At 46.0% G+C, this 14,101-nt stretch carries 11 protein-coding genes; 1 reads left to right on the top strand and 10 read right to left on the bottom strand.

The window, feature by feature from the left end; translation table 11 throughout:
* Window positions 1-1,713: 1,713 nt before the first annotated feature.
* From KIH41_RS17575 to KIH41_RS17530, 10 genes are all read right to left on the bottom strand, one after another.
* Window positions 1,714-2,064, bottom strand: a complete 351-nt coding sequence (locus KIH41_RS17575; RefSeq protein WP_213944205.1) for an STAS domain-containing protein — start codon at window positions 2,062-2,064, stop codon at window positions 1,714-1,716.
* A gap of 27 nt (window positions 2,065-2,091) precedes the next feature.
* Window positions 2,092-2,970, bottom strand: a complete 879-nt coding sequence (locus KIH41_RS17570; protein WP_214163273.1) for an ATP-binding protein — start codon at window positions 2,968-2,970, stop codon at window positions 2,092-2,094.
* 89 nt (window positions 2,971-3,059) lie between these two features.
* Complete coding sequence (locus KIH41_RS17565; protein WP_246539218.1) at window positions 3,060-3,236, bottom strand: hypothetical protein; 177 nt, start codon at window positions 3,234-3,236, stop codon at window positions 3,060-3,062.
* Window positions 3,226-3,681 carry a helix-turn-helix domain-containing protein gene (locus KIH41_RS17560; RefSeq protein ID WP_214163272.1) on the bottom strand — a complete coding sequence of 152 codons (456 nt, stop codon included), beginning with the start codon at window positions 3,679-3,681 and terminating at the stop codon, window positions 3,226-3,228. The genes KIH41_RS17565 and KIH41_RS17560 overlap by 11 nt, the downstream gene beginning before the upstream one ends.
* A gap of 1,358 nt (window positions 3,682-5,039) precedes the next feature.
* Window positions 5,040-5,780 carry an outer membrane beta-barrel protein gene (locus tag KIH41_RS17555; protein ID WP_213946844.1) on the bottom strand — a complete coding sequence of 247 codons (741 nt, stop codon included), beginning with the start codon at window positions 5,778-5,780 and terminating at the stop codon, window positions 5,040-5,042.
* 309 nt (window positions 5,781-6,089) lie between these two features.
* Window positions 6,090-6,776 carry a hypothetical protein gene (locus KIH41_RS17550; protein ID WP_214163271.1) on the bottom strand — a complete coding sequence of 229 codons (687 nt, stop codon included), beginning with the start codon at window positions 6,774-6,776 and terminating at the stop codon, window positions 6,090-6,092.
* A gap of 589 nt (window positions 6,777-7,365) precedes the next feature.
* A complete protein-coding gene (gene gmd / locus KIH41_RS17545) occupies window positions 7,366-8,505 on the bottom strand; it encodes a GDP-mannose 4,6-dehydratase (protein ID WP_214163270.1) in 1,140 nt (379 codons plus the stop codon).
* A gap of 61 nt (window positions 8,506-8,566) precedes the next feature.
* Window positions 8,567-8,965 (bottom strand): four helix bundle protein, encoded by a 399-nt coding sequence (locus KIH41_RS17540; RefSeq protein WP_213946841.1) that lies wholly within the window; start codon window positions 8,963-8,965, stop codon window positions 8,567-8,569.
* Between the two features lie 112 nt (window positions 8,966-9,077).
* Complete coding sequence (locus KIH41_RS17535; protein WP_246539217.1) at window positions 9,078-10,031, bottom strand: GDP-L-fucose synthase family protein; 954 nt, start codon at window positions 10,029-10,031, stop codon at window positions 9,078-9,080.
* 1,519 nt (window positions 10,032-11,550) lie between these two features.
* Window positions 11,551-12,273 carry an outer membrane beta-barrel protein gene (locus KIH41_RS17530; RefSeq protein ID WP_213946840.1) on the bottom strand — a complete coding sequence of 241 codons (723 nt, stop codon included), beginning with the start codon at window positions 12,271-12,273 and terminating at the stop codon, window positions 11,551-11,553.
* Window positions 12,274-13,521: 1,248 nt separating this feature from the next.
* On the opposite strand from KIH41_RS17530, the gene KIH41_RS17525 reads away from it, so the two are divergent.
* Window positions 13,522-13,833 carry a hypothetical protein gene (locus KIH41_RS17525; protein WP_214163269.1) on the top strand — a complete coding sequence of 104 codons (312 nt, stop codon included), beginning with the start codon at window positions 13,522-13,524 and terminating at the stop codon, window positions 13,831-13,833.
* Window positions 13,834-14,101 lie beyond the last annotated feature (268 nt).

Below are 14,101 nucleotides of genomic sequence, written 5' to 3'. Positions count from 1 at the left end.
ATACCCTTGAAGTGAACAGTCCATCAATTGCGGAATTCTCTTTCAGCGCTCAGTGCACGGAGCTCACGTACGTGCACTGCGCATGGAGCGCTGGGCACTGCGCGGGATGAAAGTGGGTAACGGGAAGATGGCAGGATTATACCATTGAAGTGAATACTCCATCAATTGCGGAATTCTCTCTCAGCGCTCAGTGCACAGAGCTCACGTACGCGCACTGCGCACTGAGCGCTGGGCACTTCGCGGGATGAAAGTGGGTAACGGGAAGATGGCAGGATATACCATTGAAGTGAATACTCCATCAATTGCGGAATTCTCTCTCAGCGCTCAGTGCACGGAGCTCACGTACGTGCACTGAGCGCTGAGCACTGGGCACTGCGCGGGATGAAAGTGGGTAACGGGAAGAAGGCAGGAATATACCAATGAAGTGAATACTCCATCAATTGCGGAATTCTCTCTCAGCGCTCAGTGCACCGAGCTCACGTACGTGCACTGAGCGCTGAGCACTGGGCCCTGCGCGGGATGAAAGTGGGTAACGGGAAGAAGGCAGGAATATACCAATGAAGTGAATACTCCATCAATTGCGGAATCCTTTCTCAGCGTGCAGTGCACAGAGCGCAGTGCTTGGAACGTTAACCAGACTGAGCTCCAGCAAGAGTCAGGGTATCAAGTACCACGTACCAGGTACCAGGTATTCTAGGACGGAGGTTTTTTTGGCAGTTTTGGCGTTTGCGGTTTGCCGGCGTTTTTATTTACGGGAGCCTCCCGCTGGGCTGCGCCCAGCGGGAGGGCTATCGGGAACTGAAGGATGAGATTTTTCTCTTTGCGCTTCTTCCAAGCTTTGCGGTGGTAATTGACCCGAGTCGGAGACTCTACACTCAATAGTTCGAAGTCTGAAGACATTCGCACAACGGAATAGTGGTTTAATGGTTGATCGTCCCGCTGGCATTATTGCATTAGATGCCAGCGGGACTGATTAAGGGATTAACGTTATTCTATTAATCCCTGATGTGCGCAGCGCTATCAAGACTTCAACCCTTTAACTAATTCCCCCCTCTCCGCTGTTCGAAAGGGCTGGGGGGGTCAAAATGGAGGCACAGCCTCTACTTTCACAGTTCCAAGGCACAGCCTTGGAACAACCGTATGCCCCAGCTCCGCTAGGAGCGGCCGATATAATAACCGCCGGTGGCAACCGGCGGGCAGCAAACACCTACCGAGCTGTAAGTCCAAGAGGGACGCACCATATTAATTCTGAGTTGAGGTTGGGGGATCAACAATACGCTGGCCCTTCGACTCCCCATCGACTTCGCTCAGGGACCACGCTCCGGGATATGCACTGCGCACGGAGCACTGAGCACTGGGAAATTGCCACGGTGGTTAGGGAGGTTAAGTCCGCTTTCGGCTCCGCCTCAAGCGAGACGGTTTAGGAGCCTGTCTGCGCCAGGCAGGTTTAGCGCAAAGCGACGACAAGGGTTGAAAGTAATGCACTGCGCGGGATGAAAGTGGGTAGCGGGAAGATGGTAGATATTAACATTTGATGTGAACACAACATCATTTGCCGAATCCCTCTCAGGGCTCAGTACACAGAGCTCAGCGCTTGGAACGTGAACAATCCATGCTGCTCTGAATGGAATGAAGGAAGAAGAAGAATGCACAATTGAGGTGAACCCCACATCAATTGCGAAATCCCCCTCAGGGCTAAGAATGCAGAATGATTTAGATCGAAAGCAAATAAGCTTCCATCTCATTTTCGTTTTTAAAACTGATTCTTTCGATGAATGTGGCTTTTTTATAATCAACTTTCTTTGATTCAGCAACAGTCTCTAGCATTTGGTTTACTGAAGGGGCTACGTTCAATAATGAAATTGATTTACCGCGATTTTGATACCTTTCCAGGTAAACTGCAAGCTCATGAGCTGCGGCACGTGAAATAAAATCAATATTTTCAAAGTCTACAGAAAAGTTATCTACCTCACTAACCTTATCAAAAATGATCCTTATAGACTCCCTGTTACTTATGGAATCAGCATAAAAAGTAGAAAGTCTGATATTTGATGGATTATTCATAGCATTACAAAGATAAGTCTAATTATACTACTCTGTATATTCATAAATGTTAAAAGTTTCATTTAAGTTCACTACAGGAACTCTTAAAAAAGCCAATGCCCCTTGCGAAGCAACTCCAAAATCAACCAACCTGTAATTAATTAATAGACCATTTCCACTCAAAAAAACAAAGGTTCCATTCAGGCCATCGACCAGCATTTCCCTAGAAGTATGGACTCCAAACCCCCTTTCCTTTAAACTTTTCGTGGATCCTCCCCGGATCATCGTTTCAATTGCATCTAAATGAGTTGCAACATGAGAATAGTCTTTTTCTCCACTATAGGCTAAATAAGAATTTAAAACCCCTATCCCTGAATCTGCCAGTGAAATATCCAAAAAGCCTTTTGAGGGATAATACTGAAATGAAATCCAACCAAAATCATGCCCAGAATGATCTACAATATTATCCGTCAACTCTGACAGCAAGTAATTAATAGCAATGTAATAATTCATAGGCAACTTAGCAATTTGGCGTATCATCTGACACACATGACTGATTAAATTATCCCTTGTAATTGTTTCTACTTCACTTTTACCAGTGGAAAATTTGATTAGGGGGAGATAACTTTTACTGGAAAACCCATTTAGATATCTTTGCCAGTCATCTGCTGAAGAAGGACTATAGCCTTGCAAGAAATTTATGGTTTGGCAATAACTATAATGAGGCTTACTGTAATGCCCAAATCCAGGGTTATTATCTACTAGGCAAGAAAAATAGGTCGATAATAAGGGCGGACAAAATTTAAAATTTGAAAAATCTAAGTAATTTTTCCCAGCCGAATTTTCTCTCAAAAAATTCCTTATGATTGATAACTGATATCCTGTTCGATAATCCCAATCTGTACTTTTTACAATTATATTTTTCAATACCTCCCTTTTTTCAAAATATAACCAGTCTGATTTGAAAATTCAATAGTTAATGTTATAATCTTCTGATAAGAATTGCCTTACTGAGCTCAATTCAAAGTTTCTTTGTCTGAATTATTTAAGCTGGAAGATGGAAGGAATCTATTTTCACTCCATTTGGGAGTGTACAAGTCAAAATGGGCAAACCAGAAAAGTATATCCCTTATTTCTATGGGATATATCACATTGGTATCCAACACACAGGTGAACCTTACACTATGAATCATACAGCCCCAGGTCTTCGTCGGATTTCATTATATCCTGGAGGAGAGCCTCTTGGTTCTTTTTCTGAACAGCCTTGTACTCGGCGACATCTTCAAATTTCACACGCCTGTGCTTTCCAATTTTGGTAAATGGAATTTTACCTTCCTCAAGAAGTTTGACGAAATGGGGCCTGGAACAGCCTAGGAATTCTGCTGCTGCCTGGGTAGTCAACTCAGTAGCCATTGGCACTATTGATATAGGCTTACCCTGACCCATTGCCTTCAAAACCTTGGCAAAAAGTTTTAGAGCTTCCATCGGAATTTTGATCTTTTTCTGTGTTTCCTCTATTTCTATCTCTGGATTATCGGATCTCAGTTGGCTTAGCATTGACGCGAGTGCATTGTAAGATTCCAATGCAACCATTTGCTCATCCTTTGATGGCTTCTTGATGTCGTTAAGGGAATTCATATTCTAAGGGTTATATAAATATAAACGAAATAAACGAAACGAAGTTCGATTAGGTGAGATTTTTAGTTTAAGCTTTTGATGTCCAGATTGGATTTTGGGTACCAGGTATTCTAGGACGGAGGTTTTTTTGGCAGTTTTGGCGTTTGCGGTATGCCGGCGTTTTTATTTACGGGGGCCTCCCGATGAGCTGCGCTCAGCGGATGGGCTATCGGGAACTGCGCACTGAGCACTGGGCACTGCGCGGGATGAAAGTGGGTAACGGGAAGATGGCAGGATTGCAGCAAAGAAGTGAACACTCCATCAATTGCGGAATCCTTTCTCAGCGCGCAGTGCACGGAGCTCAAGTACGTGCACTGCGCACGGAGCGCTGGGCACTGCGCGGGAGGAAGGAAACTTGCGGGACGATGGCAGGATTACACCATTAAAGTGAACACTACATCAATTGCGAAATCCTTTTCAGCGCACCATGGACAGATCTCAAGGGATGTGCACTGCGCACGGAGCTCTGTGCACTGCGCGGGATGAAAGTGGGTAACGGGAAGATGGCAGGATTGCAGCAACGAAGTGAACACTCCATCAATTGCGTAATCCTTTCTCCGCGCGCAGTGCACGGAGCTCACGTACGTGCACTGCGCACGGAGCGCTGGGCACTGCGCGGGATGAAGGAAACTTGCGGGAAGATGGCAGGATTACACCATTAAAGTGAACACTACATCAATTGCGAAATCCTTTTCAGCGCACCATGCACAAAGCTCACGGGATGTGCACTGCGCACGGAGCGCTGGGCACTGCGCGGGATGAAGGAAACTAGCGGGAAGATGGCAGGATTACACCATTAAAGTGAACACTACATCAATTGCGAAATCCTTTTCAGCGCACCATGCACAAAGCTCACGGGATGTGCACTGCGCATGGAGCCCTGAGCACTGCGCGGGATGAACGTGGGTAACGGGAAGATGGCAGGATGATACCATTGAAGTGAATACTCCATCAATTGCGGACTCCTTTCTCAGCGTGCAGTGCACAGAGCGCAGTGCTTGGACCGTGAACCAGACTGAGCTCCAGCAAGAGTCAGGGTACCAAGTACCACGTACCAGGTATTCTAGGACGGAGGTTTTTTTGGCAGTTTTGGCGGTTGCGGTTTGCCGGCGTTTTTATTTACGGGAGCCTCCCGATGGGCTGCGCCCAGCGGATGGGCTATCGGGTACTGAAGGATAAGACTTTTCTCTTTGCGCTTCTTCAAAGCTTTGCGGTGGTATGGTACCCGTTACCCGAGTCAGAGACTCTACACTCAATAGTGCGAAGTCTGAAGACAATCGCACAACGACTTATGTTAAATCCATTAAACCACTAATCCTTTAATCCCAGTAGAAAGGATTATGTCGGCCAATGTATCTTCTGACCATGATTTGGAATTGAAACAACATGTCGTTTTCGATTTCCTTAACCCGAATATTGTTGCCATCTATATCCGACGTGAAGGAGGTCATTAGCGTAATTTCTGCTCCGATATCCCAGTTGCGGCGGAAATTAGAGGAAGCGCCAATTCGTAATGGGATATATGGGGTGGTGGTGTTTCGGCTTACGGCTTCATCGGCGCCGATAAAATACTCGCCAGTTTCTTCGATAAAAATTGGATTAAGCAACACGTTATCCTGACGGCGGACGTGCATAATCCCAACACCCAATCCAGCATACACATTGACTTTATAATTGTACATATCATGCATACCACGGTTCGGGTTGAATTGGTAAAGAGGCATGATATCAGCGTAATAGGCCTGCCCTGTAAAATTATAGGCCTGATCCTGAATTCCCCATTGAACCCTGGTATCAATATCATCTACCACACCACCGGCATCAAGTACTTGCACACCAGAAGTTACCCTTACATCCCATCTTTTTCTCAGCTGGTAATTATACATCAAGGATGCGGATGGCCTGAATCGGTAATTGAAGCTGGCCAAGGAACCTGTATTGTCCCCATATATCATGGAAGGCCCAATCCCCAGGGCAACATAATCCCGCAGGTCGAGTTGGGCGTTTGCCGGAGTGATATGCAAAGCAAACACGAAAAGTATTGCGATTAGGTATTTCATAAGTATAGATCTAAAAATTTGGACTATAGCTGGGAAAGCAAATTACGGTAGTACAAAAAAAAGACCAAACTGATCAAATGTTGGGATAAGTTTGTAATGGGAGCTACGTGGTTGTCATGGTTGTCCCGCCGTGGGTCGGCCTCCCGCGGGAGGTAAACTTCGCCTTCCTGGCTCGGTTGTCGGGGTTGTCATTGTTTTATTTTAAACCAGTCACGGGTGGGGCTGCAGGTCGCTTAACGGCGACATCTAAGGTGGGTTCGCGTACATCGTCCCGATGCTTCGCCTCGGGACGGCTGGAAAATGTCGTATTTATCTTCGTAAATAGCGTTTTACTACAAAATTGGCTTGGAGAAGGATGTCGATGCCTAATTGTTTGTTGCGGGTGTAGTTGCCGTCGATGTTGGAGCCGGTGGCGGGGAGGGCGGTGAGCTCGAAGCCGTAATCCCAGAGAGTTTGCTGGTTGGTGGTCAGGCCGAGGCGGACGGGGATGTAGGCATTGGTGCTGCTGCGGCGCTCGACGACGGTAGGGTCCTGATGGCCGGGGATGGTTTCCTGCTGAGGCCTTTCTTCTTCCCGCACAGCGTGCATGATTCCCAAACCCACCCCCACATAGTAATTCACCCAGTACTGCCTTCTTCCGGCAATGTTGGGGTTGATATAATAAATCTGGCTGCCATCAGCATAATAAACGATTCCACGGAAGTTGCCTGCCTGGCCGCGGAGCCTGGTGAAATTTTCCTCATTGTCGGGATGGTTGGCGCTGATCCACTGCATGCCCACAGTGGCCCGGAAATCCCAATGGTCGGCCACATGCTTGCTATAAGTGATCCCCATGCTCGGCCTGACCTTAAACTCTCCAGCAGCATAATTTCCCCCATTATCCGCATAAATCATGGATGGTCCCACAGATACGGAAAGATGATCCCGATAAAATTGACCTTGAACTTCGTTAGTCCAAATAAACATCAATAATAAAATGCAAATAACTTTATTCATACTGCAAATCGATAAAATAACGGTAATAAGTAAGGTATTATTTGGGGGAAATGCAAGTTGCGGAAGTATTTAGGGGGTATCAAGTACCAGGTACCAAGTACCAGGTACCAAGTACCAGGTATTTCTAGGACAGGAGGTCTTTTTTAGCCATTTAGGCGTATATGGTTTGCCGGCGATTTACTTTCGGGAGCCTCCTTTAGAGCTTCGCTCAACAGATAGGCTGTAGGGGGCTGAGGGTGCTTTATCTTTGCGCTTCTTCAAAGCTTTGCGGTGGTTAATGACCCGAGTCGGTGACTATCCACTTAGGAGTGCAAAGTCTGAAGACATTCGCAAAACGGGAGACGGGTTACTTGTGCTAAAGTGGTTTAAAGGTTGAACGACCCTGAGGAGGTAGCTTGGCTGTATCTCCTCAGGGTCTGATTAATGGATTAATGATGGAAGTAGCTTACGTTAAACCATTAATCCCCCCTGATGTGCGCAGCACCATCAGGAATTCAACCCTTCAACCTATTCTCAGTGTACCCTAAACTTCTAAACTCCCGATCCGCGAAGCGGTTATCGGGACATAACCTCCTAAACTACCAACCCACTAATCCTCAAAATGAGGCTTTTGGCTTACCAAGTGGAGATTATCCCTGTACCAGGCAAGATCAGAGATTACCATTTCCTCGACCAGGCTGGGTAGGTCGTATTTGGGTTGCCAGCCCAGGCGCTCGCGGGACTTGGTGGGGTCGCCGATCAACAGATCCACCTCTGTCGGGCGGAAATAGCGGGGGTCCACTTCTACTAGTTTATGGTTTAAATGTTTAAAGCTTACAGGATCGAATGGTAGGCCGGTGGCAAAGGCAAATTGTTGCTCATCAATACGATCCAAAATTCCTATTTCTTCTACCCCTGTGCCTTCCCATCTGAGATGGAAGCCCACATGTGCAAAGGCCATGTTGATAAAATCGCGAACCTTGGTCGTGATGCCAGTGGCAATCACAAAATCCTCAGGCACTTCCTGCTGCAGAATGAGCCACATCGCTTCCACATAATCCTTGGCATGCCCCCAATCCCGCTGGGCATCCAGATTCCCGATATATAGGGTTTCCTGTTGTCCAAGTGCTATCTGGGCAACTGCCCTGGTAATTTTTCTCGTTACAAATGTTTCCCCTCTCAAAGGCGACTCGTGGTTGAAGAGTATGCCGTTGCAGGCAAACATCCCATAGGCTTCCCGATAATTGACAGTGATCCAATAGGCGTAAAGTTTTGCCACCGCATAGGGGGAGCGGGGATAAAATGGAGTGGTCTCACTTTGCGGAACTGCCTGCACCAACCCATAGAGTTCAGAAGTCGAGGCTTGGTACACTTTTGTTTTCTTTTCCATGCCCAAAAGCCGGACGGCTTCCAGGATCCGCAGGGTGCCAATTCCATCGGCATTGGCGGTGTATTCCGGGATGTCGAAACTTACCTTCACATGGCTCATGGCGGCAAGATTATAGATCTCATCCGGCTGGGTTTCCTGGATGACTCTGGTCAGGTTCATCGAGTCGGTCATATCCCCATAGTGGAGGATGAGTCTGGGATCATGTTCATGCGGATCCTGGTAAAGGTGGTCGATGCGATCCGTATTGATCAGCGAAGCCCTCCGTTTTATCCCATGGACCATATAGCCCTTCTCCAAAAGTAACTCAGCCAAATAGGCCCCGTCTTGGCCTGTGATTCCTGTGATTAATGCAGTTTTCATAGAAAAAATGTTTAAGGTTTATTTGTCCGCTAAAGCGGACGCTTAAGGGTTAAGGATGAGTCTAAATGCGTTCTTTTAAGTTTATTTGGGCTTTTAGCTGATATTTATATAAAGAGCTAATTTTCTTAATGATAATGTCCAGCTCCTCCCGTAACCCAGCATATTGACAATCAGATATATAGTTCATATCCTTGGCATATATCAGATGGTCGACTGTTTCTAAGGCGCTGGCATATGAGATATTTGTAAAATGGGCCTGATCCCTGTTTGAAGCTCTTCCTGATCCTTCTGCCAAATTTGTGGCAATACTAGAGGAAGACCGTCGAATTTGGGAAGTAAGTTCAAATTTTTCATCTGGAGGAAATCCTAATGTAAGTTTCTTAATCCCAACCCTATAAGATCTTGCCAATTGGTAAACATCCAATTTCTCAAAGGAGTATGTATAAAAATTATTTTTCATACGATAAAAAAAAATGAGTTAAAAACATTATAAAAATTCATCACCATATTTTTTTCCTTAAAGCCTCATTCCATAAGCTTTAAACAAGGCCGAAGGCCTAAAACCTCAAACTTTACAGTTTAACCTCCTTATACCCCTCTTGATGATCCAAGAACCATTGATATGTCAACCTAACCCCTTCCTCCAATCCTATTTTTGCTTTCCATCCCGCATTGATAAGCTTGCTCACATCCAACAATTTCCTTGGCGTCCCATCCGGCTTGGTGGGGTCAAAGTGGATGGGGCCGTGGTGGGCGGTGATGCGCTGGATCATGGAGGCAAGGTCTTTTATAGATAAGTCCTTGCCAGTACCCACATTATAAATAGATTCCGGAAGCGTGTTCTCCATCGCAAATAAGATCGCGCTGGCCATATCATCCACATGCAGAAATTCTCGCATGGGAGTGCCTGTGCCCCATAATTCTACAGCTGATCCCTCTTCCTTTGCCTCATGAAACTTCCGGATCATGGCGGGAAGGACGTGGGAGGTATGAAGATCGAAATTATCATGGGGACCGTAAAGGTTTGTGGGCATAAGGCTGACGAACTCCTTCCCGAATTGTTTCCTGATGGCCTCGCAGGCCTTTACCCCGGCTATTTTGGCAAGCGCATACCAGGAATTGGTTTCTTCCAAAGGCCCGGTAAGCAGGTATTCCTCTTTCAAGGGTTGTGGGGCATGCTTGGGGTATATGCAGGAGGAACCCAGAAAGATAAACTTTTCCACCCCCTGTCGCACGGAGGCGTCGATCAGGTTGTTTTGGATGAGCATGTTTTCCATCAGAAACTGATAAGGATAATCCCTATTGGCCAAAATACCCCCAACCCGTGCGGCGGCGTCAATGACAATTGAAGGTTGATGTTTCTGAAAAAAGCTGTTGACCTGATTCTGGTTGCGGAGATCCAGTTCGCTGCTGGTCTTGGCAAGGATATTTTCATACCCATGTGCCTTGAGCGCCCTCAACACCGCCGAACCCACCATCCCTCTGTGCCCGGCTAAAAATATGCACGATTGTTTTGTGATAACCATGTTACACTAAAAAATTTGATGGTTAAATATAGAATAATGGATTTGGAATAAAAAGTTTTAGTGCTAAAATTTTGGTGCTTTGCGGTATCATTGGGGTACAAAGTACCAGGTACCAAGTACAACGTACCAGGTATTTCTAGGTGGACGGAGGTTTTTTTGTAGCCATTTTGGCGTTTGCGGTTTGCCAGCGCATTTACTTAGGGGAGCCTCCTTTAGAGCTGCGCTCAAAAGATTGGCTGAGGGGGACATGAGGGATTATTTTTCTCTTTGCGCTTCTTCCAATCTTTGCGGTGGGATTTTTAAACTTCAGTAGAGTTGGAGACTCTCTACTCAGGGTGCGAAGTTTGAAACCATTCGCACCACGGATGTTAATAGACCTGAGTCGGAGACTTTCTCAATCAATTTCTCCACCCAAGCCTGGAGGGCTTGAACAACAGTAACCCGGGGTGGCAACCCCGGGATTATAAAGCACCTTGCATCCAGGGACCCTGAAGGGGTCCAATAGCTTCCGTAAGGATAACCGGCAGGAATTAACAGAAGCACTTGTTGCTCTGTAGTAGTTAGTAAGTCCCTACAGCCGGCAAGTAAAATTCAGGAGGGTTTCGGGAAGGTAGAGATTAAATGTGGGTACCAAGTACCAAGTACAACGTACCAGGTATTTTTAGGACCTAGGTTTTTTTGTAGCCATTTTGGCGTTTGCGGTTTGCCAGCGCATTTATTTACGGGAGCCTCCTTTAGAGCTGCGCTCAAAAGATTGGCTGAGGGGGACTGAAGGATTAGATCTCTTCTCTGTGGGCTTCTTTGAAACTTGGCGGTGGTAATTAACGGAATATTGAAATAAGGGTGATTATGAGTACCAAGTACAACGTACCAGGTATTTTTCGGACCTAGGTTTTTTTGTAGGCATTTTGGCGTTTGCGGGTTGCCAGCGCATTTATTTACGGGCGCCTCCTTTAGAGCTGCGCTCAAAAGATTGGCTGAGGGGGACTGAAGGATTAGATCTCTTCTCTTTGGGCTTCTTTGAAACTTTGCGGTGGTAATTAACGGAATATTGAACGAAGGGTGATTATGGGTACCAAGTACCACGTACAATGTACCAGGTATTTCTAGGACGGAGGTTTATTTAGCCATTTTGACCCTGTAGGTTTTCCAGAGCTTTGATTTACGGGAGCCTCCTTTAGAGCTGCGCTCAAAAGATTGGCTGAGGGGGAATGAGGGATTATTTTTCTCTTTGCGCTTCTTCCAATCTTTGCGGTTGGATTTTTAAACTTCAGTAGAGTCGGAGACTCTCTACTCAGGGTGCGAAGTCTGAAGACATTCGCACAACGGAAAAGTGGTTTAATGGTTTATCGTCCCGCTGGCATAATTGCATTAGATGCCAGCGGAACTGATTAACGGATTAACGTTAATCCCTTAATCCCTCCTGATGCGCGCAGCGCTATCAGGACTTCAACCATTAAACCTATTTTAAACTACTAACCGAGGCCCACGGCCGACTAAACTCCTAAACCCACACGCCTTACGGCAAGGTGGTCGGCTGCACGCGGGCAGTCCAGGGGAGGTATTTCCGAAGGATTAGCTGCGCCTGCGGGAGCATGTCGATGGGGATGGAGTTCCATTGCTGGTTGTTGCCATCTATGCGGGGGCTGGTCGCGATGAGGGAACCTAGTTCCAGGCCAATTGCCCAGTTGTTTTCAAGGTTCATCGTCACGCCCAAGCGGATGGGAAAGTAAAGTGAGGTGGTGTTGCGGTTTTGGGACTCCAAGGAATAGTCGTTGGCGCGCAACATATCCGGGGTGAGGCCAAAAGGAAGCACCTGGTCGGTTCTGTTGACAAACATCAACCCCAGTCCGAGGCCGCCGTAAAAGTCAAACTGCCCTTCATAGGGTGTGAAATGGTAAATAGGCATGAAATCCGCATAATAGGCCTGACCGGAAAAGTCCAAGGCATTGCGTTCCTCGATCCAGTGGGCTATATCATCGGCCGGATAGTCTACCAGCCTACCGGATACGGACTGCGTACCCAAACTAACCCTCCAGTCAAAGCGGTCGTTGTATTCCTGGGTATAGCCCAATGTAAACGCTGGGCGGACAGGGAAGTTAAGGGAACTGTAATCCCCCGCATTGTCACCGTACACGAAGCCGGCACCTACGCCAAGGGTTACCGAGTTGCGGGAGTATTGGGCATTGGCCTGCAGGCATAGCGCCATAAGCAGGGAAAGGGAAAGTAATAGCTTTTTCATTTCTTAGTTGGTTTTGGGATTGTAAAACCACCAAATTTGAGCCAAAGGCGGTTGATGTTGAAAAAATAACCGCAGAGACTCAGAGGTGCAGAGAGAATGAAAAGTTCACCGCAAAGTTTTTGAAGAAGCGCGAAGAAAAAATAACCACAGGACTTGTCCCGAGTAGCGGAGCGGATCGGGAGAATCAAAGGCACAGAGAGATAAAATTTTTCAACCGCAAAGTTTTTGAAGAATCGCAAAGAAAAAAAAAATTTGCTTTGCGTCCCTTGGCGTCTTTGCGGTTAGATTTTCTCAGAAAAAAACACAGATTACTCGGATTACACAGAGCCTGGACGCGGAAGAAATGGGGTCACTCACGAAACTAATTCCCCCTTTAATAAAAATTGGCCACAAAGGTACAGAGAGAATAAAAGGTTCACCGCAAAGTTTTTGAAGGAGCGCAAAGAAAAAATAACCACAGAACTTGTCCCGAGTAGCGGAGCGGATCGGGAGAATCAAAGGCACAGAGAGATAAAATTTTTTAACCGCACAGTTTTTGAAGAATCGCAAAGAAAAAAAATTTGCTTTGCGTCCCTTGGCGTCTTTGCGGTTAGATTTTCTCAGAAAAAAACACAGATTTCTCGGATTACACAGAGCCTGGACGCGGAAGAAAAGGGGTCACTCACGAAACTAATTCCCCCTTTAATAAAAATTGGCCAGAAAGGTACAGAGAGAATAAAAGGTTCACCGCAAAGTTTTTGAAGGAGCGCAAAGAAAAAATAACCACAGAACTTGTCCCGAGTAGCGGAGCGGATCGGGAGAATCAAAGGCACAGAGAGATAAAATTTTTTAACCGCAAAGTTTTTGAAGAATCGCAAAGAAAAAAAATTTGCTTTGCGTCCCTTGGCGTCTTTGCGGTTAGATTTTCTCAGAAAAAAACACAGATTACTCGGATTACACAGAGCCTGGACGCGGAAGAAATGGGGTCACTCACGAAGCTAATTCCCCCTTTAATAAAAATTGAACACATAGGTACAGAGAGAATAAAAGGTTCACCGCAAAGTTTTTGAAGAATCGCAAAGAAAAAAAAAATTGCTTTGCGTCCCTTGGCGTCTTTGCGGTTAGATTTTCTCAGAAAAAAACACAGATTACTCGGATTACACAGAGCCTGGACGCGGAGGAAATGGGGTCACTCACGAAGCTAATTCTCCCTTTAATAAAAATTGGACACAAAGGCACAGAAAGAATAAAAGGTTCACCGCAAAGTTTTTGAAGAAGCGCAAAGAAAAAATAACCGCAGAACTTGTCCCGAGTAGCGGAGCGGATCGGGAGAATCAAAGGCACAGAGAGATAAAATTTTTTAACCGCAAAGTTTTTGAAGAATCGCAAAGAAAAAAAATTTGCTTTGCGTCCCTTGGCGTCTTTGCGGTTAGATTTTCTCAGAAAAAAACACAGATTACTCGGATTACACAGAGCCTGGACGCGGAAGAAATGGGGTCACTCACGAAGCTAATTCCCCCTTTAATAAAAATTGAACACATAGGTACAGAGAGAATAAAAGGTTCACCGCAAAGTTTTTGAAGAATCGCAAAGAAAAAAAAAATTGCTTTGCGTCCCTTGGCGTCTTTGCGGTTAGATTTTCTCAGAAAAAAACACAGATTACTCGGATTACACAGAGCCTGGACGCGGAGGAAATGGGGTCACTCACGAAGCTAATTCTCCCTTTAATAAAAATTGGACACAAAGGCACAGAAAGAATAAAAGGTTCACCGCAAAGTTTTTGAAGAAGCGCAAAGAAAAAATAACCGCAGAACTTGTCCCGAGTAGCGGAGCGGATCGGGAGAATCAA

This window comes from Litoribacter ruber, assembly GCF_018500185.1.
Lineage (GTDB): Bacteria > Bacteroidota > Bacteroidia > Cytophagales > Cyclobacteriaceae > Litoribacter > Litoribacter ruber.
This window is presented reverse-complemented; position numbering and strand designations above follow the sequence as displayed.

Coding starts and splice junctions, on each gene's coding strand:
- KIH41_RS17575 (WP_213944205.1), bottom strand. CDS start 2,064: ATGAATAATCCATCAAATATCAGACTTTCTACTTTTTATGCTGATTCC.
- KIH41_RS17565 (WP_246539218.1), bottom strand. CDS start 3,236: ATGATTCATAGTGTAAGGTTCACCTGTGTGTTGGATACCAATGTGATA.
- KIH41_RS17560 (WP_214163272.1), bottom strand. CDS start 3,681: ATGAATTCCCTTAACGACATCAAGAAGCCATCAAAGGATGAGCAAATG.
- KIH41_RS17555 (WP_213946844.1), bottom strand. CDS start 5,780: ATGAAATACCTAATCGCAATACTTTTCGTGTTTGCTTTGCATATCACT.
- KIH41_RS17550 (WP_214163271.1), bottom strand. CDS start 6,776: ATGAATAAAGTTATTTGCATTTTATTATTGATGTTTATTTGGACTAAC.
- gmd (WP_214163270.1), bottom strand. CDS start 8,505: ATGAAAACTGCATTAATCACAGGAATCACAGGCCAAGACGGGGCCTAT.
- KIH41_RS17540 (WP_213946841.1), bottom strand. CDS start 8,965: ATGAAAAATAATTTTTATACATACTCCTTTGAGAAATTGGATGTTTAC.
- KIH41_RS17535 (WP_246539217.1), bottom strand. CDS start 10,031: ATGGTTATCACAAAACAATCGTGCATATTTTTAGCCGGGCACAGAGGG.
- KIH41_RS17530 (WP_213946840.1), bottom strand. CDS start 12,273: ATGAAAAAGCTATTACTTTCCCTTTCCCTGCTTATGGCGCTATGCCTG.